This window comes from Paenibacillus baekrokdamisoli, assembly GCF_003945345.1.
GTDB classification, from domain to species: domain Bacteria; phylum Bacillota; class Bacilli; order Paenibacillales; family Paenibacillaceae; genus Paenibacillus_Z; species Paenibacillus_Z baekrokdamisoli.
This window is the reverse complement of record NZ_AP019308.1, coordinates 3,813,395-3,835,522: the sequence shown is the minus strand read 5'-3', so window position 1 is coordinate 3,835,522 and position 22,128 is coordinate 3,813,395. Positions and strand designations below refer to the sequence as shown.

12 protein-coding genes are annotated in these 22,128 nt (G+C 44.2%); 9 read left to right on the top strand and 3 right to left on the bottom strand.

The genetic code is table 11. From position 1 onward, the window contains the following. Nucleotides 1-21: 21 nt before the first annotated feature. Genes EKN16_RS17110 through EKN16_RS17100 form a run of 3 tightly spaced genes read left to right on the top strand, consistent with a single transcriptional unit; the run spans nt 22 to nt 3,099 of the window. The gene (locus EKN16_RS17110; RefSeq protein ID WP_125659710.1) at nt 22-1,422 is read left to right on the top strand and encodes a sialate O-acetylesterase; all 1,401 of its coding nucleotides are present in this window, start codon (nt 22-24) and stop codon (nt 1,420-1,422) included. A gap of 28 nt (nt 1,423-1,450) precedes the next feature. Next, nucleotides 1,451-2,086 carry a D-sedoheptulose-7-phosphate isomerase gene (locus EKN16_RS17105; protein ID WP_125659707.1) on the top strand — a complete coding sequence of 212 codons (636 nt, stop codon included), beginning with the start codon at nt 1,451-1,453 and terminating at the stop codon, nt 2,084-2,086. After that, on the top strand, nt 2,083-3,099 hold the full coding sequence (locus tag EKN16_RS17100) for an ROK family protein (protein WP_125659704.1): 1,017 nt from the start codon (nt 2,083-2,085) through the stop codon (nt 3,097-3,099). The genes EKN16_RS17105 and EKN16_RS17100 overlap by 4 nt, the downstream gene beginning before the upstream one ends. A gap of 91 nt (nt 3,100-3,190) precedes the next feature. Here EKN16_RS17100 and EKN16_RS17095 read toward each other — a convergent pair whose 3' ends face one another. Then, entirely contained in the window at nt 3,191-4,108 is a 918-nt protein-coding gene (locus EKN16_RS17095) for an AraC family transcriptional regulator (protein ID WP_125659701.1), read from the bottom strand. Between the two features lie 134 nt (nt 4,109-4,242). On the opposite strand from EKN16_RS17095, the gene EKN16_RS17090 reads away from it, so the two are divergent. After that, complete coding sequence (locus EKN16_RS17090) at nt 4,243-7,155, top strand: family 78 glycoside hydrolase catalytic domain (protein ID WP_232015817.1); 2,913 nt, start codon at nt 4,243-4,245, stop codon at nt 7,153-7,155. Between the two features lie 114 nt (nt 7,156-7,269). Here EKN16_RS17090 and EKN16_RS17085 read toward each other — a convergent pair whose 3' ends face one another. Together EKN16_RS17085 and EKN16_RS17080 are read right to left on the bottom strand one after the other, a co-directional pair. Beyond that, nucleotides 7,270-8,829, bottom strand: a complete 1,560-nt coding sequence (locus EKN16_RS17085; RefSeq protein ID WP_125659698.1) for a response regulator — start codon at nt 8,827-8,829, stop codon at nt 7,270-7,272. A gap of 42 nt (nt 8,830-8,871) precedes the next feature. Further along, entirely contained in the window at nt 8,872-10,689 is a 1,818-nt protein-coding gene (locus tag EKN16_RS17080) for a sensor histidine kinase (RefSeq protein ID WP_125659695.1), read from the bottom strand. A 156-nt stretch (nt 10,690-10,845) separates the two neighbouring features. On the opposite strand from EKN16_RS17080, the gene EKN16_RS17075 reads away from it, so the two are divergent. From EKN16_RS17075 to EKN16_RS17055, 5 genes are all read left to right on the top strand, one after another. Continuing rightward, the gene (locus EKN16_RS17075) at nt 10,846-12,225 is read left to right on the top strand and encodes an ABC transporter substrate-binding protein (protein ID WP_164522839.1); all 1,380 of its coding nucleotides are present in this window, start codon (nt 10,846-10,848) and stop codon (nt 12,223-12,225) included. A 98-nt stretch (nt 12,226-12,323) separates the two neighbouring features. Then, nucleotides 12,324-13,193, top strand: coding sequence for a carbohydrate ABC transporter permease (locus tag EKN16_RS17070; RefSeq protein ID WP_125659691.1), 870 nt, complete (start codon nt 12,324-12,326; stop codon nt 13,191-13,193). Nucleotides 13,194-13,231: 38 nt separating this feature from the next. Next, nucleotides 13,232-14,017, top strand: a complete 786-nt coding sequence (locus tag EKN16_RS17065) for a carbohydrate ABC transporter permease (protein ID WP_232015816.1) — start codon at nt 13,232-13,234, stop codon at nt 14,015-14,017. 40 nt (nt 14,018-14,057) lie between these two features. Beyond that, nucleotides 14,058-16,541 carry a glycoside hydrolase family 38 N-terminal domain-containing protein gene (locus EKN16_RS17060; RefSeq protein WP_197719093.1) on the top strand — a complete coding sequence of 828 codons (2,484 nt, stop codon included), beginning with the start codon at nt 14,058-14,060 and terminating at the stop codon, nt 16,539-16,541. A 287-nt stretch (nt 16,542-16,828) separates the two neighbouring features. Further along, nucleotides 16,829-21,943: an S-layer homology domain-containing protein gene (locus tag EKN16_RS17055; protein WP_125659682.1), complete on the top strand. Its 5,115-nt coding sequence runs from the start codon at nt 16,829-16,831 to the stop codon at nt 21,941-21,943. The last annotated feature ends 185 nt before the right edge of the window (nt 21,944-22,128 follow it).

Genomic DNA, 22,128 nt, shown 5'->3' with positions numbered 1-22,128 from the left:
AAAAGGAGCTGGAAATTTACAATGAAGCAAATCGGTGTGATCATTGGGCAAGGTCCACAACCTTGGGCGATTATACAGCAAGAAAATGGTTTTGGAAGCTTAGCATTATCAGGTGTTTGGGATGTTATGACGGAGAGAGTATTAAGCCATGCTCAGGTTTTTGCTCGAATCGTGAATGAAGCGGATGGCAGAATAGTTGTAGCTTGGCAGCCTTGTATGATGCAAGAGGGGCAGACTTGGAAGATCACAATGGATGGGATTCCAGCAGGGGGACTGTATCGACTAGAAACCTGTCTGCAGATCGATAACAATCCGGCTTTGGAATGGGCCGACCGTGGGGATATGATTCATCATATCGGAGTTGGTGACCTCTGGGTCATAGCCGGACAGAGTAACGCAGCTGGGTATGGTAAAGGCCCCATTCAAGATCCGCCACAGCTCGGCATTCATTTGCTGCGTAATAATGGCAGCTGGGATTTGGCATCCCATCCTTTTAACGAATCGACAGCTTCTATTCATTATGAGAATAGAGAAGGTGCTAATCCAGGTCATTCTCCGTTTCTAGCTTTTGGCAAGATGGTTCAGCAGGAAACAGGCAGCCCGATTGGACTCCTGCAAACTGCATTAGGCGGATCACCTCTTAAGGCTTGGAATCCAGATGAGGATGGTTATTTATACCGGAATATGATGCAAATCATCGCATCGGCAGGGGGCAAAGTCCGCGGCATTCTATGGTATCAGGGCTGTTCAGATTGCAATCCCGAGGAATCTTCGAGCTACTTGGTACGATTTGAAAAGATGGTTCAACATATTCGCCACGATCTGAACGCTGTGGATTTGCCTATATTAACGGTTCAGCTTAATCGATTTACGGATCCAGCTTCCATAGAGAGTAATCAATCATGGGGAAAAGTGAGAGAAGCCCAGAGACAAGCTGCTCTTATCATCCCTGAAGTTTACACCGTACCAGCCTTGGATTGTCCATTATCAGATGGAATACATAACAGTCCTGCTGGAAATATGATCATTGGTGAGAGATTGGCTAAGATTGCATTAGCTCATATTTATACAAATGCACTTGTATCTGCAGATGCCCCAAATCTATCTTCTGTTGTTTGGCTGCATGAGGATATACTTCCTAGCATTTGTTTGCAGTTTGCCAACGTTTCTGGTTATCTTATTGCCATTGGTCCGAAGGATCAAGTGTTTTCAGTTGAAGATGCAAATGGAGAAATTGAGATTACTCAGTGGGAAATAACAGGTCGCAACGAGATCACACTGCGTTTGTCTAGATCCCCCGAAGGTGATACTTTCGTTCATGGCGCTTATGAAATGAATCCTTCCAGTCATTTGCCGCTAGATACGGGCACTTATATGCCGATGCTTGCCTTTTATAAGCAGAAGGTAAGGGTAGCGGAGTAATAGCTAATCGATGAAAGGAAGAAAATGCATGAATCCTCATCTTCAAGTTCTTCAAACCAAGTATCCGGAATTGCAGGAATGTCTTCCCGCAATCCAACAGTCCTTTAGTCTCTTGGAAACCTGTTATCGGCATAATGGAAAAGTACTGGTCGCCGGGAACGGGGGCAGCGCAGCTGATAGCGAGCATATCGTCGGGGAATTGATGAAAGGCTTTATGCTGACACGTCCAGTTCCCCAATCGTTCCGGCATCAGTTTGCGCAGTTTTTTCCAGAAGAAGCTAACGAGGTTTGTAATGGATTGCAAGGAGCTTTACCCGCAATTTCGCTTGTAAGTCATAGTGCTTTCATGACTGCCTACTCGAATGACGTTGATTCGGATATGGTTTTCGCACAGCAGGTGTACGGTTATGGCCAAGAAGGAGATGTTTTTCTTAGCCTTAGTACCTCAGGAAACTCTCGCAACATCATTCGTGCCCTTCAAATCGCTAAAGCAAAGGGAATGAAAACCGTTGGATTAACAGGGAACTCGGGAGGTAAGATGAAGGCGCTATGTGATGTCACAATTACAGTCCCCTATCACCAAACACCGGATATTCAAGAGCGGCATCTTCCCATCTATCATACGTTGTGCATCATGCTTGAGGAGGTGTTTTTCGGAGAATGATCACCTATGCCGGAATAGATATTGGCGGAACCAAATGCGCGGTCACGATCGGGCGTTCGTCGGACAATCGAATAGAGATCCTTGATAAAGCGTACTTCCTGACTGCGCCGACACCGGAAGAGACCATCCAACAAATGATTGATGAATTAACACTCTTATTTCTTAAATACCCTGAAGACAGGCAACGACTCCAAGCGGTGGGTATCAGCTGCGGCGGACCTCTGGATAGTCAGCGTGGACTTATTCTGTCTCCCCCAAACTTGCCCCATTGGGATAAAGTCGATGTCATTAGTCCGATCAAACATCACTTTGATGTACCGATCGGTTTGCAAAATGATGCCAACGCATGCGCGCTCGCCGAATGGCAGTGGGGTGCGGGTCAAGGAACACGCAATATGATCTTCCTTACCTTCGGCACCGGAATGGGAGCAGGGCTGATCTTGGACGGCCGTTTATATTCAGGAACGAATGACAATGCGGGCGAAGTCGGACATATTCGTTTGGCGAATGAAGGACCGATCGGCTATAACAAGGCAGGATCATTCGAAGGCTTCTGCAGCGGCGGAGGGATTGCCCGGGCTACTCAATCAGTAGTGAGAGAACGAATCGATAGCGGTGGAGCATTTCCTTCCTTCTGTCATTCATCTGATTCCATCCATGAGATTTCGACTAGAGACGTAGCGGAAGCTGCTGAACGAGGCGATCCATTGGCACTTCGCATCTTCCAAGATGTCGGACGTAATCTAGGACGCGGAGTCGCTATACTCATTGATATTCTTAATCCGCAGAAAGTCATAATCGGCAGTATCTATGGAAGACAAAGACAGCTTATTGAACCTTATATGCAAGAAGAGCTTCACCGAGAGGCGCTGCCGGATTCCTTGGCGGTTTGCGAGATCGTTCCTGCCGCTCTAGGGGAAGAAGTCGGAGATTATGCAGCTCTGTCTGTTGCCAGAACGCTGCACATGAGTCAATCTCAGCTCTATTCAATCAGAAGGGATGACAAACAATAATGAATAAAGATCTCAAGCTTCATATGTTTGGTAACGCGCATTTGGATCCGGTATGGCTCTGGTAATGGCAAGAGGTAAGCTGTTTCGGAAGTCAATTTGATCGAGATGCCGATGTAAAGCTCTCATTTTGACGATCTTCTTTTCGTCCCGTGCGATAGGCTGCTGGAGTTAATCCCATTTTTCTCTTGAACATGCTGTAGAAGCGTTTCGGATCATGAATGCCGACGCTGGAAGCGATGTCTAGAATTGTCATGAATCGATTAGAAGGATCGCTCAGCAGGCGGCAGCTGCGATCGATCCTTTCGTTCGTTAGGTAGTCAGAGAAAGATACGCCTGTGAGTTCGGAGAAGATTCGTTGAAGCTGTCTTACCCCGATGCCAATCTGGTGGGCGATAGCAGACAGCGTAAGCTTCTCGTGCAATCGGTCCTGAATGAAACGCGTAATGACTTCCATTCGGTCATTGTCGTTAAAATGAGGTTCTTCCTTATTCATTGATCTTTCTATACCGATCAGTAATTGCAGCAGAAGTCCACATAACAGGGTCTCATAGCCCGTCTGTTTATCATTGAACTCTCGGAGCAGGGACTCGAACAATAGTCCGATTTCGCCAGAGTGGTCTCGAGTTTGGAGCCAGCAATTGGGTTCAGCGACGACATTACGGAACCGATACATGCCGTACTCCTCGGGCAGCACCGACGCCAAAAATCGATATATGTTTTCATCGAAAATACAGTTGCCAATAATAAGCGGCTCTTTCGGATTCGCCGAGGTGGGCCGGAAAATATGAGACACTCCGACGGAAAGGAAGAACAAATCCCCCTTGGTCACACGGATGATTTTATCTCCTATATAATGAAATCCATTTCCTTCCCAGACATAACAAATCTCAATGAAATCGTGCATATGTTCAGGTAGCTCAAATCGCTCACTCACCCGATTGACGTACATGGAGAAGCCTTTTTCGAAAAAAATGGTCCCCTTCTCGACCATCAGCTCTGGCTTGCGCATCCACTTATCTCCTTCTCGATTTGCTTTTTATAATGTCGTTATATACCTATATGATGTCCTGATAAGCCCATAAAATAACTTTTTATATATTTTACAATAGAAGTGATTCTAATGGAATGGTGGGGAGCTGAACAATGATGACTGTGAATTGGCAAGCTAAGTGGATCTGGGGAGAAGGGGAGGAAAGTCCTCGTAATGAATGGAGATGCTTCCGTAAAACGTTCGACGTTCCGGCTGCGGCCGAAGCTCGCTCAGGGGCAGCATTACGAATTACGGCTGATTCACGTTATGTTCTGTACGTAAATGGTACGAGGCTCGGTCGAGGTCCGGTTCGTTCGTGGCCGTTCGAGCAATCCTATGATACTTACGAAGTCAGCCATCTCTTAAAGTATGGCGAAGAAAATACGATTGCCGTGCTCGTCCTACACTTCGGGTTGTCAACGTTCTACTACCTTCGGGGACGGGGTGGTCTGTTGGCTGAGCTTAATGATGCGGATGGGGATGTCATCGTCGCGACCGACGCGACTTGGCTTACCTCGCGTCATCTCGGACAGCATCCACGTGCACCGCGAATGTCGATTCAGCAAGCATTCTCTGAATATGTTGATGCCTCAGCATGGGATTCATCATGGAAGGAACTAGATTACAACGATGCGGGATGGTCAAATGCGATTGTCCTTGGTTCGGTCGGTATGGCACCGTGGACGACATTAAAGCCTCGGGACATCCCGATGCTGACGGATGAGACGGTATACCCCGTGCGGGTTGAATCATTGGCGAAGGTGAGATCGTTCCATGTGACGACAGCGCTAGATGTTCGCAATGCGCTGAACGATGGCAGTGAGGAGCATGCTAATGGCATTCTATGCACTGGATTCGTGGTGACTTCGATTCGCGCGAATTGTGCGTGTTCAGCTACATTAGGCTTTCTGCAAGCAGGAGGATGCTTTCGTGCGCTGTCCTTAAATGGTGAAGAGATTTCCCAGGACCGGATATATGGAACGACTCCCGAACGGTATGTGGACGTTAACCTGAACGAAGGGGATAACCTGCTCGTCATCGATGTGTCCGGCAGCCTCCATGTCGGCAAGTTGCAGTTTGGTATATATGGAGAAGAAAGTGGAGAATTGTCATTCGCTTCCCCCTTAGAGCAGCTAGCGGATCATTCTGCATCTACATTCTTCCGAATCGGTCCATTCGACGCTGTCATCACAATTGACCATCAGTCGGCTCGGGAGCTTAATTGGGAATATCCGGTATACATGAAATTACTTGGTGCGCTGAAGCGACCAGAGGACTTGGAGCGATTCGTAGATTGGTTAAGCCCAATCGATCCGAAGTACGTGTCTGAGGTCGATGTGTTCGCGCTAAGTGTTTGGCGTAAAGAGAACGTGAAGTTTGCGGTTCCGGCACAGCTTCAGAACGCAATCATTCCGAATAATGAGGCTGGTCTTGTGCCACTGTTTGAAGGCTATGATACCGAAGTGCTGTTCGATCTAGGTAAAGAATATTCCGGTTATCTATCTTTTGAAGTTGAGGCAGAAGCTGGAACGGTGCTCGATTGGTATGGCTTCGAGTACATGTCCGGAGAATATCGACAGGATACGTTCGACCTCGATCATACGCTTCGTTACGTGTGCCACGAAGGTCGACAGGTTTATGAGACACCTATTCGTCGTGGTTTCCGCTATTTGGCGCTGACGGTGCGCGGAGCAACGAGACCAGTGCGAATATACGGAGTGACCTTCATTCAAAGCAACTATCCAATGGCCGAAGTCGGACGGTTCGAATGCTCGGACACGCTTTTGAATGATATCTGGGAAATAAGCCGTCATACGACAAAGCTGTGTATGGAAGATACGTTCGTCGATTGTCCAGCGTATGAACAAACGTTCTGGGTCGGTGACAGCCGCAACGAAGCGCTCGTAAGCAATTACTTGTATGGGGTACAGGATATTCTGAAGCGCTGCTTACGACTTGTTCCCGGCTCGAGACACCAATCGCCTCTATATGTGAATCAAGTGCCGAGCGGATGGAGCAGTGTGATCCCGAACTGGACGTTCTTCTGGGCGATCGCTTGTGCTGAATATTACGAGCAGACCGGGGATGAAGCGTTCGCGGTGGAAATGTATGACCATATTCGGTTCACGATGGAGCATTATTTGCTCAAGATTGACGAGAGCGGATTGTTTAATGTAAAGGGCTGGAATCTGCTAGACTGGTCGCCGATCGACCAGCCGAACGATGGTATCGTCACGCATCAGAACATGTTCTTGGTTCAAACGCTGCGAGTTGCTGCACAGATGGGACGAATCGCGAAAGAGGAAGAGAGCGCTGCGAGGTTTGAAGAAGCGGCTATCCGGCTCGCCCATAGAATCAACGAATGCCTCTGGAGCGAAGAGAAGTCGGCCTATATCGACTGCATCCATACGGATGGACGTCGCTCTGACAGCCTCAGCATACAGACGCAGGTTGTCGCTTCACTTACGGGTGTCGTTCAGGGTGAGCGCAAGCAGATCATCGACGCCTATCTCGTTCAGCCTCCTGAACATTTTGTGCAAATTGGCAGTCCATTCATGTCCTTCTTCTATTATGAGGCACTGGCCAAGCTGGGTGAGGTTCGTCTCATCTTGGACGATATTCGCCATCATTATGGCACGATGATCCGTCATGGCGCGACTACGTGCTGGGAGCAATATCCGAACTTCCTCGAGAATCGGGCTAATCCGGATATGCTAACGCGCAGTCACTGTCATGCATGGTCATCTGCTCCGGCCTATTTCTTAGGTCGTGAGGTGCTTGGTGTGAGGAGTCTGAGGACGGGCTGGACTGAAGTTGAGATTGCGCCTGTACCAAGTGGACTTACATGGGCGAGGGGTAGTGTTCCGCACCCGGCAGGAGGGCGGATTGATGTCTCGTGGACCGCTGATGAGAGCAGCAAGACGATTCAGCTTAACGTATCCTATCCGGAAGGGATGATTGCTCGCATTCGGTTGCCAGAAGGTTATACCGGCTCTATCATGGAAACAAAGCTGGGAATCTTATAAGAATAGCTGCAAGTTTAAATAGGAGAGACTCCAAGGCTGCACGAGCCTTGGAGTCTCTCCTATCCTTTTTCTGCTCTCATATATCATCTAATCAGGAGGGAGATCGCTAGCTGCCTAATTTTCTTCCTGAAGAAGCTGTTCTTTAAAATCTGTAGGGGATTTGCCTGTAACAAGCTTAAATACTTTAGTGAAATAATGCCGATCCGAGTATCCTGTTATTTCGGAAATTTCTTTAAAAGCCATATCAGGATGAATGCGCATGAGCTCTTTCGCTTTATCAATACGGAGAGTGGTTAGATATTCGACAAAGGTTTTTCCGAGATGCTTGCGAAATAGCGTTCCTAAATGGGTGCTTGAAATTTGAAATCTATCCATGACATTGGTCATAGCTATTGGTTCGCTTAGATTTGCAGTCAAATAGTCTGTGATTTGCTCAATTAAGCGTATCCCTCTGTTACTGGTTGACTCCTGTTCTTCAAATTGGAAGGTATGGGATAATAAATTCCAGAACGTCTCGGCTGCTCCGCGGAAGGAGCGGGCGGAATCGATCATCTCCTCCATTTCTTTCTCCGTAGTGATACTTAAAAGAGGGTCCAAGGAACGGAAGTGTTTTTCCAGCCACTGAAGAATTTTTTTAATATTCCTTTGTACATAGAGACTGGGGCATGAATGCTGCTCCCATTGGTAAAACCAATGGTCGATCAACTTTTTTAATAACTTCCAATCTTTTTTCTCAACCGCAATAACAACCTTTTTCTCGTCTGTACTGTCCAGCAGCAGGTTGGATTTTTCTTGCGCAGGCAGTTGTTCAAAGAGATAAATCTGTTTGGTGTGGCCAATAACAAGTTGATGATACAATTCATCATGAAGTTGATTGGCAATAGGATGAATTTGCGTTAATTCATGGAAAGATCCACTAGCTGCTATAGATGGTGCCGATCCGTCATAACCGATGATCAGTTGGCATTCAGATGCGATATCTTTAATCTTCTGATCGTCGCATTCATATAAGCCAAGGATGATAACGCCATTTTTTTGATCCTTTATTGGAAGGAGCCGGACCTTTTCATTCTTAAGTAATAAATGATGTTGAGATAATTGATTTTGGATTTCGTATTCCGTCTGAGGAAGCGGCTTTTCCTTCTCCAATAGGGCCGTTTTCTTTTTGAAAAAAATCATAATATAACTGGGGAAGCTAAAGCTTGGCATGGAGGATGTTAAGAAATCTATCCCCATAGGTTCGTTGTCGAGCAGGCCCTTTAGATAATGCTGCTGTCGTAGATAAGCTTGCTTGTTAATTCTTGCGCTTGCTTTATCCAATACTTGTTCGATGACATCGGGATCAATAGGTTTGACAAGATAATCATCGACATTGGCACGAAGTGCATCCCGAGCATAATCAAAGGAAGAGTATCCGCTTACAATAACAACGATGATATGCGGCCACGTTTCCTGAATCGTTGCAGCAAGCTCGATGCCGTTCATGAATTGCATTCTAATGTCAGTAAATATCAAATCAGGTTGAACGATTGGTATCGTTTTAATAGCCAGACTGGCACTAATACACTCTGCTGCAATGTGGACTTCCGCAGATTTACTGAATCTGCTATTTTCTATGACTTCTTTAAGGTGATCAATGTAGAAGGGTTCGTCATCAACAATCATAATCCTCATGGTAGTCGCCTCCTTAGTATGATAAGAATAGGGTTGATGTCTTTATCGTTTTAAGTAACCTTTGAAACATACATAAGCTCCGGAGTCTTCATTATTGCCGAAAGAAAAATGATATTGTTCCTTGAAGACGAGTTGGAGTCTGGCAATCGTATTCATTAAGCCAACCCCGCCTAATGCAAGAGGTTCCTCACTAGGCTCATTATTTTGCATGCGTTCCAGATAATTCTGAATGTTGGTATTTAGGGCTGCCAAAGATTCCGGTTTAAAGCCGACACCATTATCACGAATGCAAATCTCCCATTGATTACCTGTTATACTTCCGATAATTTGAATGCCTAATTGTTTATCGATATCTGGGAAACCGTGTTGAATGGCATTCTCAATCAAGGGTTGAATAAACAGCTTAGGAATTTGGATGTCCAAGAGCCATTCTGAAACTTCGATTTCATAATAAAGTCGGTGTTGATAGCGAGATTTTAATAGATCTAAGTAATGTTTTGCAAATTCAACTTCCTCTCTCAAAGTCGTCATCGAAGACCCGGAGGATATCGAATATCGTAAGAACTGGGAAAGCTTTCTGCTTGTTTCAGATACGGCTTTCATTTGGCCTCTGTCCGATAAGACGGTTATGACACCCAACATATTAAATAAAAAATGTGGATTAATATGGGCTTGCAGAACATCAAATTTAGCTTGCATTTGCAAGGTTCGGAACTGAACGGTTTCCTCCAGGCTGTCTTGTAACCGCTGGTTCAATTCTAGAAAAGAACGATTAATGATTTCGATTTCACCCATATGGAATTTATTTTCAATAAAAGCTTCGTTTTTTTCATCCAGATTAATCGAATCAATTGCTTTTTTCAGCTTTTTTAGAGGATGAGTCAAAATTCTGGCGAGTATAAAGTAAACAAAGACTGAGATGGCAATTAGAATAATTACACTAAACATGATGACATTACGGACTAAACGTAAAGGTGCAAATAATTGCGATTCTGGTATCGTTAAGAAGATAGTTACTCCTGTTTCTTGGGAAGTCCGATACATGAAGAAATCTTCTTTTCCCTGATCATTGGTAATAAATCCGCTTCCTACGTTCGATTTGCCCGTTTTATTAAAGATGGCGGATAGCCTCTGAGAAGAGGGTGTCAGCGCTTCGGGAGAAGATGAATAAAGAACTTCACCTGCTTGCAGAATCATAATTTCAGCTTTTTGTTTGGTCTCTAATTCATCTAAATTCAACAGATCTGAGGCTTTGAATTGAATTTCCAGAAACCCAACGGGATGTGAATTCCAGTTGATCTGTCGTAGAAAAGAAAAGATAGGATTGGAGTCATTGGATAACCATCTATCTTTCTTCGTATAGCCCATCTTAATGGAACCTCTCGCCTCTTCAACGGCCTTCAGCCAATCACTCGAATGGATCGTTTGGGTAATATCAGCATCAGCCTTTTGATTAGAGAAGAAATCTCCCTTAGTCGTAAATATATTAATTCTGTGGATCGGTTTATATACAGCTGCATTCAAGTAAAGGAAGTTTTGAATCGCTTTTTCAGACTGTAGGATATCGATTGAGCTCGTATTTTTGGAATAGGCGATAGATTCCAGATATTGAATAGCCGTATAGCTTGAATTATCACGATTGATATAAAGCTGGGTACTGACATTGTTAGAAATAGCTGAACTAGCATCGATGGTATCGGAGTAACCGCTTACGATCTTTTCAACACTCTCTTTAATATTGGTTTCAATGTTATTCTTTAGATAAACATACATAGGTGTGCTGATAAGAAGGGCAAATAAGATTAAAACAATGGAATAAGTAATAAATAATCTAGTTTGTAAATTCTTGAATGATTTCATGGCAGACCCCCGAAATCAGTATAGCACATTCAAAATATTAGCTTCCTTCGTGTGAAATATTTCCCCCTCTGCTTTCAAATTCACCATTTACGGTTGGGAGCAAAAATCATAGCATTGATTTGTAAGCATTTACATTAAAACTTTGGAGGAATGAAAATGAGGGTCAATATTACAAAGAGAAGTTTGTTCACGACAGTAATGGTTCTTACAATGATTTTACTTGCGGCTTGCGGAGGTACAAACAAAAACAGTAATTCAACGGTCACTCCACCAGTGAACAGCGATGCGGGATCAACAGAAAATGAACCACCATCTGCGCCGCCGGAAAAAGTTACTTTAAAAGCACTTATGCATACGAGCTGGTTAAAGGGCGGCATGGAAGCTGTATTGAAGGATGCGGCAGAAAAAGTTGGAATCACACTGGAGATCGAAAAGCTTCCAGAGGGTGTGGATGGAGATAATTTAATCAAAACCCGATTCGCTACGAATGACAAACCGGATCTATTGTTCTTCTATTCAGCTGTTAATGAGGGCTACGGCTTAGGGAAACCGGAGGAACAGTTCATTCCTCAAGACGATCAGCCTTGGATGGCAAACTTTGATAAGAAGGTTTGGACAGGTGCTTTCGACACGGCGGGAACGTTCTACGCTGCTCCTTACGGGGGTTCTAATATGGCTGTCATGCTGTACAACAAAAAGGTTTTTGAAAGCTTGAATTTGACCATTCCGACAACAATGGATGAATTCTGGAAAGTTTCGGATGCCATTAGTAAAGCAGGTAAAGTTCCCGTGTACTTGTCCGCCAAAGATGCTTGGACTCTGCAAATCCCAACACATCAATCCGGTGCGGCACAGGCTGGCCTCCAGGAACTAACTAATAATTTGTACACGAATAAAGCTACTTTTTCTAATTTTGATGCACAAAGGCAAGGGATGACTTTCCTTAAGGATGTAGTGGATAAGAAGTATGTAAACAAGGACTTTTTATCGGATACTTACGATAATGCACAGAAGGCACTGGCCAATGGGGATGCTGCTATGTACCCAATGGCAACTTGGGTAATGACGGATATTTCCACGAAATACGCGGATCAGACCAAAGATATCGGAGCCTTCCTTATTCCCTTTAATGGCGGAGGAAAGGACATTGCCGGAGTATACCCTCCAAACGCATTGTATGTCGTTAAAGGAGGAAGTAAGCAAGATGCGGCTCAGAAATTCGTTAACTACTTTGAATCCATCGAGACTCAGAATATTTATTTCGGGGCAGAGGGCGGTATTCCAGCGATCAAAGGGGTTACGAATACACTTCTGACACCCGCTGAGCTTGATGCGCAGAAATTTGCCGAAGAAGGAAAAGCCGGTCCAGTCGGTGTTAATCCTACCAATGGTATTCCTGCGTACCAATATGGGGATTATCCAGCATTCCTACAGGACTTAGTCGCAGGCGTAAAAACACCGGAGCAAGTCCAAGAGGCTGAACAGAAAGAAGTAGTGAAGAACGCCAAGTCCAAGGATGATCCGAATTTCAAGTAAGGCTTTCTAGCAACTGTTTGACCGTTTGATTGAATAAGCAATTATGGAGAGAGTTTCTGAAGAAGAGAGACTCTCTCTATTTTTTGGAGGGTAAATGTATGCTGAAGCGTCATTACTACAGGTATTCTATGCTAGCCCCGGGATTCTGCATTTTCTTAGTCTTTTTCGTGTGGCCAGCGATTTCTAATTTTTTCTATGCCTTTACGAATCTAGATGCGACCTTTAAGTATACCCATCTTGTAGGGTTTGATAATTTCATATCCATTTTTGAGGATGCAGGCAACTCAATCGCATTTAAGAACACCTTTATTTTTACATTGGTAACTACGATCGGTAAAGTCGGACTTGGATTTCTGTTAGCTAACTTTGTGAATCTTAAGCTCAGAAGCACGAATTTCTTGCGCTCTGCTCTTTTTTTTCCTGTTATATTAAGTCCGATCGCCGTAGCACTGGCATTTACGGCTTTATTCCACCCGAGCAGCGGGTTTATAAACATGTTATTGAAGGAGCTTCATCTTGGCTTTCTAACGCAGCAATGGCTTACGAATAGACATATTGTCATGTACTCCATTTCCTTTGTGGAAATATGGAAGTGGACAGGACTAACCGTTATTTTATTTCTAGCTGCGCTCCAGACCATTCCTAAGGAACTAACGGAAGCGGCCAAGATAGATGGAGCGACAAGCTGGGAGCAGAAGCGATATATCATTTTCCCTTTAATTCTCCCTGTAGTTAACACCAACATTATTATTTCATTGATCGGTGGATTAAAGGTATTTGATATCGTTTATGCACTCACAGGCGGCGGTCCAGGAAATGCTTCTAATGTTATTAACACCATGGTTTATAGGAGTTTCTCGCAAGGGAGGAATGGGGAAGCGACTGCTGCTAGCTTATTATTGTTCGTGATCATTCTTGTCCTTGTATCGCTTACAAATAAATATCTGAATAAAGACAACAAAGGGTGAGTGGAATGCGAGGTTGGACTAAACTATTATGGGAATCTGTGTCGCTATTAATCAGCTGTGTTATTGCTGTTCCAATCTATTTGGTCGTTGTGAATTCTTTCAAAACACAGTCGGAAGCTTCGGATCTGGGGCTCTCCTTACCGTCCGTGTGGGAGATATGGAATAACTATTCAGAAGTATTCGTAAGTGCCAAGATTCCACAGGCCGTATGGAACACAACGATTCTAACGGTTATTAGTGTGTTCTTTATCGTTATCTTCTGTTCACTGTCTGCTTATTTCATTCAGAGAAAAGATAATCGAGTGAGTAAGCTAATCCAATCGATTATTATCGCAGGCTTGATACTGCCATCTTCCGTTATTACCACTTATATGCTGATGTTTGATTTACATTTAGTTCGTACTTATTTAGGTGTCATTTTACTTTATATTGCTGGGAATTATGCTTTTCTAACCTACGTATATATTGGTTTTTTTCATAGTATTCCAAGAGAATTGGATGAAGCCGCAATAATTGACGGGGTCAAGCCCTACGGGCTGTTCTGGAAAATTATTTTCCCGCTGCTGAAGCCAGTGAGCGCAAGTGTTCTTATTATTGCTTTTATGACGGTCTGGAACGACTTCACTACTCCGTTCTATTTCTTAAACACAGCAAGCAGATTCACTTTAAGCTTGACCGTCTATTTTTTCTTTGGTCAGCATTCATCGGATTGGAATCTAGTATTTGCTGATTTAGTTATCGTATCTGCGCCAGTTATTTTGTTATATCTTTTCCTGCAAAGATACATTGTTGAAGGCTTAACGGCTGGAGCAGTTAAGAGCTGAATGGGACAGAATGAATACGTGGAATATAGGAGGATTTAAATTGCAAACCTTTCATTTGATTTGTAATGCTCATCTGGATCCGGTATGGCTATGGGAGTGGGAGGAGGGGGCTGCTGAAGCCATTTCCACCTTCCGAGTTGCCGCGGAATTGTGTGAGAGCTTTGATGGATTTATTTTCAATCATAATGAGGTCACGCTGTACAAATGGGTGGAGGAGTATGAACCTGAATTGTTCGTGCGTATTCAGAAGCTCGTTCGGGAAGGGAAATGGCATATCATGGGGGGGTGGTACTTGCAGCCAGACTGTAATATGCCCTCCGGCGAGTCATTCGTTCGCCAGATGCTCCTGGGTCGACTCTATTTCAAAGAAAAATTCAATTCACAGCCCACAACCGCGATTAACTTCGATCCGTTCGGGCATACTCGGGGACTTGTGCAGATCATGAAGAAATCGGGCTTCGATTCCTATATATTTTGTCGTCCAGATCCTGTTAACTGCGAACTGCCTGGAGAGGACTTCATTTGGGTTGGGTATGATGGTTCAGAGATTATCGGGCATCATGCACTTGAAATGTACAATTCCCCGAAAGGTCAGGCAGATCGTAAAGTAAAGGAATGGCTGGAGAAAAAACAGCAGAACCCGGTCGGATCGCTCCTATGGGGAATTGGCAATCATGGCGGAGGTCCATCCAGATTGGATCTGGTTCAGCTTCAGGAGATGATTTCAATCAGCACGGATAATCGAATTGTTCACTCCACACCAGAAGCCTATTTCCGGGAATTAATAGAAAGCGGTACAGAACTTATTCGTCATGAAACGGATATTAATCCTTGGGCAGTTGGATGCTACACCTCACAAATTCGGATTAAACAAAAGCATCGGTTGTTGGAAAATGAAATTTATATGCTGGAAAAGATGGCCTCACACGCTGCTCTGCTGAATATAACGAGCTATCCATATCGTGACATTCATGAAGCTTTGTGCGATCTCATGGTAACCGAATTCCATGATGTGCTTCCGGGCTCTTCTATTCAACCCGTGGAGGAAGCATCCTTGCGTTTAGTTGATCATGGACTCGAAATCATATCCCGATTGAAGGCACGAACCTTCTTTGCGCTTTCTAAGGGACAACGTAAAGCGGATGAAGGTGAGATCCCTATTCTGGTCTATAATCCGCACCCGTACCCTATCTCAACCATTGTGGAGTGTGAGTTCCAATTATCCGATCAGAACTGGAACGATGAGTTCTCTCTTCCCATTGTCTATCAAGATGGTCTTCGGCTTCCTTCGCAAGCTGAGAAGGAGCAGAGCAACCTGAATTTGGACTGGCGTAAAAGAACAGTGTTCGAGGCCGTGCTCTCTCCGGGTCAAATGAATCGTTTTGATGTTCGACTGGAGGTTTTAGCGAGCAAACCGAGGCCTGAGCTTAAACCCCACAATGACCGCTTAACGTTCCGAAACGAAGATATGGAAGTGATCGTTAATTGTAAAACGGGATTAATAGATCGCTACCTTGTTCATGGAATAGATGCGTTAACGCCTGGGGCGTTCATGCCCTTGGTCATAGAAGATAATGATGATGCTTGGGGAATGAACGTGCAAAGCTTCCGTCAAGTGGCAGGAGCCTTTGAATTAATGTCCGCAAGAGAAGGGACTCGTTTCTCAGGGGTGACGGATCAGATGCTTGAGTCTGTGCGTGTTATTGAAGATGGCGAGGTTAGGACGGTAATAGAAGCTGTATTCCAATATGGGGATTCTTTCGTTGTGCAAACTTATAAATTGCCTAAGAGGGGCACTCTCATTGAAGTTCAGCTCCGTGTGCATTGGAACGAGAAAAGTAAAATGATGAAACTTTCCGTACCGACTCCTTATCGGCAAGCGTCATATCAAGGACAAGTGGCGTATGGCATGGATAGCCTGCCTTCAGATGGTAAAGAGGTTATCGCCCAAAAATGGACAGCCGTTCATGATCAAGGAAGTGATTTTGTTCTGATCGAAATGAACGACGGGACATATGGTTCCGATTATGCCAATGGTGAAATGCGTCTTTCCTTGCTCCGCTCTCCCGGCTACTCCGGTCACCCGATTAATGATCGAACAATTATGCCGCAGGATCGATATTCCAATCGAATCGATCAAGGGGAAAGAGTTTACCGTTTCTGGTTTAATGCGGGCAAAGCTTCGGAGCTGTTAACGACTGTGGACCGTGATGCGCTTACGGTTAACGAGAAGCCATTTGCGCTGTCCTTCTTTCCACCTGGAACCGGACAAATACCGGAGCCATCCCTGACACTTAGTGATTCGAGCATTCTAATAACGACATTCAAGAAAGCGGAGCGGTCCGAGGATTATATTATTCGCTTGTTTGAACCGACGGGACAGAGCAGAACGACCCAGCTTCACGTTCCTTCATTGAATATTAAGCAGGAAGTTATGCTAGGCAAGTTTGAAATTAAAACTTTAAAACTTCATGTGCTGGATAAAATGCTGTCAGAAGTAAGCCTGATGGAGTCAGAAGAATAGGAGAATTCCGGCAACAAGGATGATTCTGGAGAAGCGTTAGCGTTCGCCTTTGAGACCGGATTTCCCCCTTATCAGGGGACAAAACAAGAAATCTGGGCTCAACAGCGATCGGAAGAACATGCCATCTGTGCAGCGGCTCTTTGATAGAGAAATTGAAAGGTTCTGCCAAGCGGCCAGAATTTGAAATATTCCCCCTGTTACTTTCAAATACGCCATTTACGGTAGATGAATGAAATCATACTATTGTTCGTGTAAGCGCTTTAATAATATGGAGGAGGTTATAAATCATGAGCAGCAAAAGAGCTAGAACATTAAAAAAGGGGATAAGTTGGGCTATTGTCTTACTCCTACTCTTATCAAGTTTTCCCGCTATATCGAATGGAGCAGCTTCTAATGAAAATACTTTAAGCAATGTTTCTTTGGAGACAGACTCTTATTTATGGACAGAAGGGGAAAGTTATTCATCTGTTTCAGGGGGTTATTATTCGTCTGATGATTCGCAGGCAAGCGGAGGGAAATACCTCAAATTGCAAACGAATACGCCAGATACTTCTGCAACTGCGGAGTATCAGGTCGATATACCCGAAACAGGAAGCTATGATATATGGGTGTTAGCAACGGGAGTGAGTCCTTGGATGTCCGCATGGAGCTGGAAGCTGGATAATGGCTCCTATACAGCTCCCCCTGTTGTCACTGAAGGTTCAATCTTCGCTTCAGAAGGCATGCCCTTTTATTGGCATAAATTAAGCAGCACAGCGTTGAATCAAGGGCAGCATAACTTCGGATTCTTAACCAACACCTCGCGGCAGGGGGCTAACGATGGTTTATATAATCAAGGCATTGATGCAATCGCCGTCGTACCTGTCGGTTGGGGCTGGCAGCCGAATGGTTTAAGTAAACCAATCCCACCAGTTGTTCCAGATCCAGATGCGTATTTATGGACGGAAGGTGAAAATTATCTTTCTGTACAAGGGGGTTATCACAATACCGCTGAGTCACAGGCAAGCGGAGGTTCATATCTCTTGCTGCAATCGAATACGCCAGATACCTCGGCAACTGCGAAGTATCAAGTCGATATACCTGAGACAGGCAGCTATGATATATGGGTGTTAGCAACGGGAATGAGTATTTGGATGTCCTCCTGGAGCTGGAAGCTGGATGAAGGCTCCTATTCAGCCCCGCCAGTTATCACGGAAGGCGCAGTCTTGGTCTCTGAGGGCATGCCCTTTTATTGGCATAAATTAAGCAGAACATCATTGAATCAAGGGCAGCATAACTTAGGATTCTTAACCAACACCCCACGGCAAGGGGCCAACGATGGTTTATATAATCAAGGCATCGATGCTATAGCAGTCGTACCAGTTGGCTGGGGCTGGCAGCCCAATGGTTTAAGTAAACCCTTTAATAAGGGAGCAGTGAAATTTGAATACGTAACGGGTACGTTGGATAAAACGATTGTGAATCAAGAAGAACAAGTAGGTGTTACAGTTACGAATAAAGCAATTGCACCAATTAACGGAAGTCTTAGCTTCTTCGTTGAATTAGTGCATGATGGGGAAGTTGTATCACGTGCTGTTAGAGAATTTAATAAAACATCATGGACGGCTGGTGAAGAGCATACGGAAACGATCCAGTTAAATGTTCCTTTTAATGCTCCAAAAGGAAGGAGTGAAATCCGGACCGGCATTGTCGATGTTCATTATGATAATGCTGCAAGTGGCGAGCATTCTCATCAAGTAGGTAATCTGAATATCGAACAAGAAGAGGGGAGCATTACGAAGCCGGTGCTAAGGGCAACCATATCCGACCTTCAGATGCAGCCAACCCTGACAAGTAATAGATCGTTTGAAGGGCATGTTACTTATAAATTGAATCAAGCGGTGGATTTTAATACGACGGGATATTTAAGCTTCTATAAAGGTGAGGTGCTATGGTATGCTGCCGAGCTTGCTGCTTTGAATATCTCTGCACTCCAAGCTGGTGTTGAAGCTCAAGCGCAATTTTCATTTCAACTTCCTAAAGATATGCCTGCTGGCAGCTATACGGTGAAATTTGGGCTTCACAAATTGAAAGCAGAGCAGGAAACAGTTAAGCAAGTTGAACTGGCAGTCAATGCTACGGATACGAACTACAAGCCACTAACCCATGGTACTTTCACAGATGGCAAGCTGGGACAATCTCATTTTTGGTATGCTAACCAGTCGCATACGATGATTTGGGATGGTAAACCATTCGTACCGATTGGAGGCATGTTTACTTCGGATTATTTGCTCTTTTACTCGAAAACGGATCCTGCGATCAATAAAGCGAATTGGGAGAAGGATGTAGAAGTACTGCAGTATATGAAGGCGCATGGAGCAATGGATATGTATATCAATACAGCTGTAATGGAGGTACCGGCATGGGCATGGCAAAAAATGCTGGATTATTTAGAAAAGGAAGGCTTTACTTATGGTCTGCAGGTACAGGGTGCTCAAGGGTTGACGCTTTCTGCTTATATGCCCAGAGCCTATGAAGGAGCAGGTGTATTAAAGAAAGAGAATATCGTTGATAGCGGAGAGGTCACCTTAACTGTACCGACTTTTCAAATTCAGGGTTATATGGATGCTATGTCAGCTTTATATGTTGTCATGAATCCGGCTACAGGAGAAGTCATTCAATCCGGTGAAGAAGATATCCAAAAGGTGGGTGCAGCTGCACTTAAGCTTCATGCAAATGTTATTCTTCCGAATGCGGATGGTACGCATTATACGGTTTATTTTACACCTAAGGTTAAATACTCTGGCAATACGTTAAGGAATATCTGGGATGCAGGAGATTCGATGATCGATAGTATGTTAGATAAGCTTAGCAAGGTTAAGTTAGGTCCTGGTTTCAGACTGTTTGTTGATCCTGTTACTAACGAATCAGGCATATACAACGGAGATGAAGGTTTTCTTTTTGATTCACCAATCTACAGTGCACAATTTGTTGAATGGTTAAAAAAGAAATATTCCACATTGGATGTGTTAAATCAGGCGTGGAGAATGAGCAGTCCAATTGAATCTTATGAATCAGCGTCGCGCTTAATCCCCATTGTTCGCGGTGAAGGTACAACTGCTTGGAACAATAAATTGTATTTGGTTGATAAGGGGAATCCAGGATCAACCTATGTAGCGGATGCATATCATGGCGTTTTATGGGATGATTTTGTCAATTTCAGAGAGGATTCCTATAACGATTATCTGATGGAAATATCAGACGCGATTACAAGTGTCGTCAATGTACCGGTTGTTTTTAAGCTTTCTGGAACACCAAGAAAATATTTTGTTAATCATGAGCAGACGGGTGGATTCGCTGGCGTTGGGGGAGAGATCTATGGCGATAATGAATACTTAGTGAGAGAAAGATCGGGATATACCTATTCACAAATCGAACAATCTGCACAAACCTTATGGTTCCTAACGACTGAAACGCAGTTGGATGAAAATATGGATCGCAAATATCAATCAGGAGTAAAGGGCTATCCGGATAAACAAACGATGTTTAATCATTTTGATATGCTCTTGAAGGCAGGAAGCAAAGGCATCTATGATTTTCTATTTAATTGTGACTTTTTTACTTCATGCCAAGAGGCCTATGGTTATTATACAGCTAAACCGGTGCAGTTCGATTGGCTAAAAGAATACAAGGATGGAATTCTAGCTCCTGAATCTCTAGCACAAATTGAAAACTATCGACCTGAAGTCTATTACGTATATCCTGCAGGCGAGACATGGTGGATGTTAAATAGACGCAGTGTCGTGCTGCCAGGCAATGATTATCGCGGAGGAGCAACGCTCCAAACCCTAGACAATAAATGGGTTTTGCCTACTTTTGACCCTAACATATCAACGAATGTTCTAGTCGTCAGCTTGGAAGACGATCCTGCTACAACCCTCTATGGTGCAGGCTTACTGGCTCAAGGAAGCCTGAAGAATGGCAAAAGGAATACCGTATATATGGGTTATCGCAAAAACTTAGGGGCACTTCCTGAGATTGATAAGTATTTTACGGACGAATACACGGTGCTGGAGAATGGAACAACTGTACAGGTACTTAAGCCAAATGCGACGAGCACAGCGCAGGTGCTTTACCATACAACGGATGGCAAGGCTTGGGGAATTAGAGACGGCAAGCTTTGGATTATTACGGACCCTAACTGGATTCAAAGCTTTAACGGAAATGAACCCAAAGGGAAAATTAAATATTTAGATGAATTAGACTTTACTACAGCGGGCAGCGGTGGTAATAATGGCGGAAACAACGGAAATAACGGAAACAACGGAAATAACGGAAATGCTAATGAAAATGCGATAGTTGTGGAAAATGGTAAAGCCGTTGTGAAGTTGGAGAGCAGCCAATCCATCATATCTGTACTTTTAACCCGAATTGGTGACCTTCCCTTCCAAGTGCAGGCAGGCCCAGTAATCGTTAATATGGATCAGGTGCTGCTAACTGCGTTGAGAAAACAGGTAAGTAATGAAGCAGGTACTAAAATTGAAGTGCAGATTAAGCAAGTGATTGAGACCGGGGGTACGAATGCTTCCACTCAAGGAGCATCATCTCTCCTCAAAATTGCAGGCCAGGTGTATGAAGTTAGCGTGAAGCTAATAAAAGCAGACGGTAGCACAGTTGAGATTAAACAGGTAAAAGGTGGCGTAGAAATTACTTTACCTTATGCTGCCAATGGTGTTGATGAAGAGCTTCTCGGTATTTACTACTATAACGAAATGACAAAGCAATGGGAGTTTGTAGGTGGGAAGGTGAACAGTAGTGCGAAAACACTGACTGTCAAACTTCAGCACTTGAGTAAATATGCAGTATTAGAATATAAGAAGGCATTTAGCGATATGCCGGCTGCTCATTGGGCTTCAAGAACTGTGCAAGTACTGTCGGCAAAGCATATTGTGAACGGTGTGAGTGATAAATTGTTCCAACCTGCAGGTGTTACGACACGTGCGGAATTTGTATCCCTCTTGGTTTGCGCCTTAAAGCTTGAAGCATCTGAGGATGCGCAGATGTTTAAGGACGTGAATTCGGATGCCTGGTATGCAGGAAGTGTGCAAGCGGCTGTAAAGGCTGGCATTGTTTCCGGTGTTAGTGCTGATCTTTTTGCTCCGAATGCTCCCATCACGCGTGCGGAGATGACTGTTCTAGTCGCAAGAGCACTCGGACTGAAGACGGATACAAGCAACAATGTCGACTTTATCGATTCCAAAAACATACCTGTATGGGCGATGCCTTCTGTGGCAGCACTAAAGAAAGCGGCCCTCATTCAGGGAACAGGGAACAATCTATTCGATCCGCAGGCTAATGCTACTAGAGCTGAAGCGGCAACGTTCATTCTTGGTATGATTAATTATATAACTAAGAATGAGTGAAAAAAGTATACATTGCGATGAATCATTTATAACCGTCTTTGGTGTAGGTTGACTGCCAAGACACGCGTTGAAGCTGCGCGCGGTGCATGCATATAATGGAGTGACAATCAGCAATGAATTAAGATCTCCAGCTTCATATGATTGGTAACGCGCATTTGAATAAAAAAATAGAGAACCTTGATGGC

Coding starts and splice junctions, on each gene's coding strand:
- EKN16_RS17105 (WP_125659707.1), top strand. CDS start 1,451: ATGAATCCTCATCTTCAAGTTCTTCAAACCAAGTATCCGGAATTGCAG.
- EKN16_RS17055 (WP_125659682.1), top strand. CDS start 16,829: ATGAGCAGCAAAAGAGCTAGAACATTAAAAAAGGGGATAAGTTGGGCT.
- EKN16_RS17090 (WP_232015817.1), top strand. CDS start 4,243: ATGATGACTGTGAATTGGCAAGCTAAGTGGATCTGGGGAGAAGGGGAG.
- EKN16_RS17070 (WP_125659691.1), top strand. CDS start 12,324: ATGCTGAAGCGTCATTACTACAGGTATTCTATGCTAGCCCCGGGATTC.
- EKN16_RS17100 (WP_125659704.1), top strand. CDS start 2,083: ATGATCACCTATGCCGGAATAGATATTGGCGGAACCAAATGCGCGGTC.
- EKN16_RS17095 (WP_125659701.1), bottom strand. CDS start 4,108: ATGCGCAAGCCAGAGCTGATGGTCGAGAAGGGGACCATTTTTTTCGAA.
- EKN16_RS17085 (WP_125659698.1), bottom strand. CDS start 8,829: ATGAGGATTATGATTGTTGATGACGAACCCTTCTACATTGATCACCTT.
- EKN16_RS17075 (WP_164522839.1), top strand. CDS start 10,846: ATGAGGGTCAATATTACAAAGAGAAGTTTGTTCACGACAGTAATGGTT.
- EKN16_RS17110 (WP_125659710.1), top strand. CDS start 22: ATGAAGCAAATCGGTGTGATCATTGGGCAAGGTCCACAACCTTGGGCG.
- EKN16_RS17080 (WP_125659695.1), bottom strand. CDS start 10,689: ATGAAATCATTCAAGAATTTACAAACTAGATTATTTATTACTTATTCC.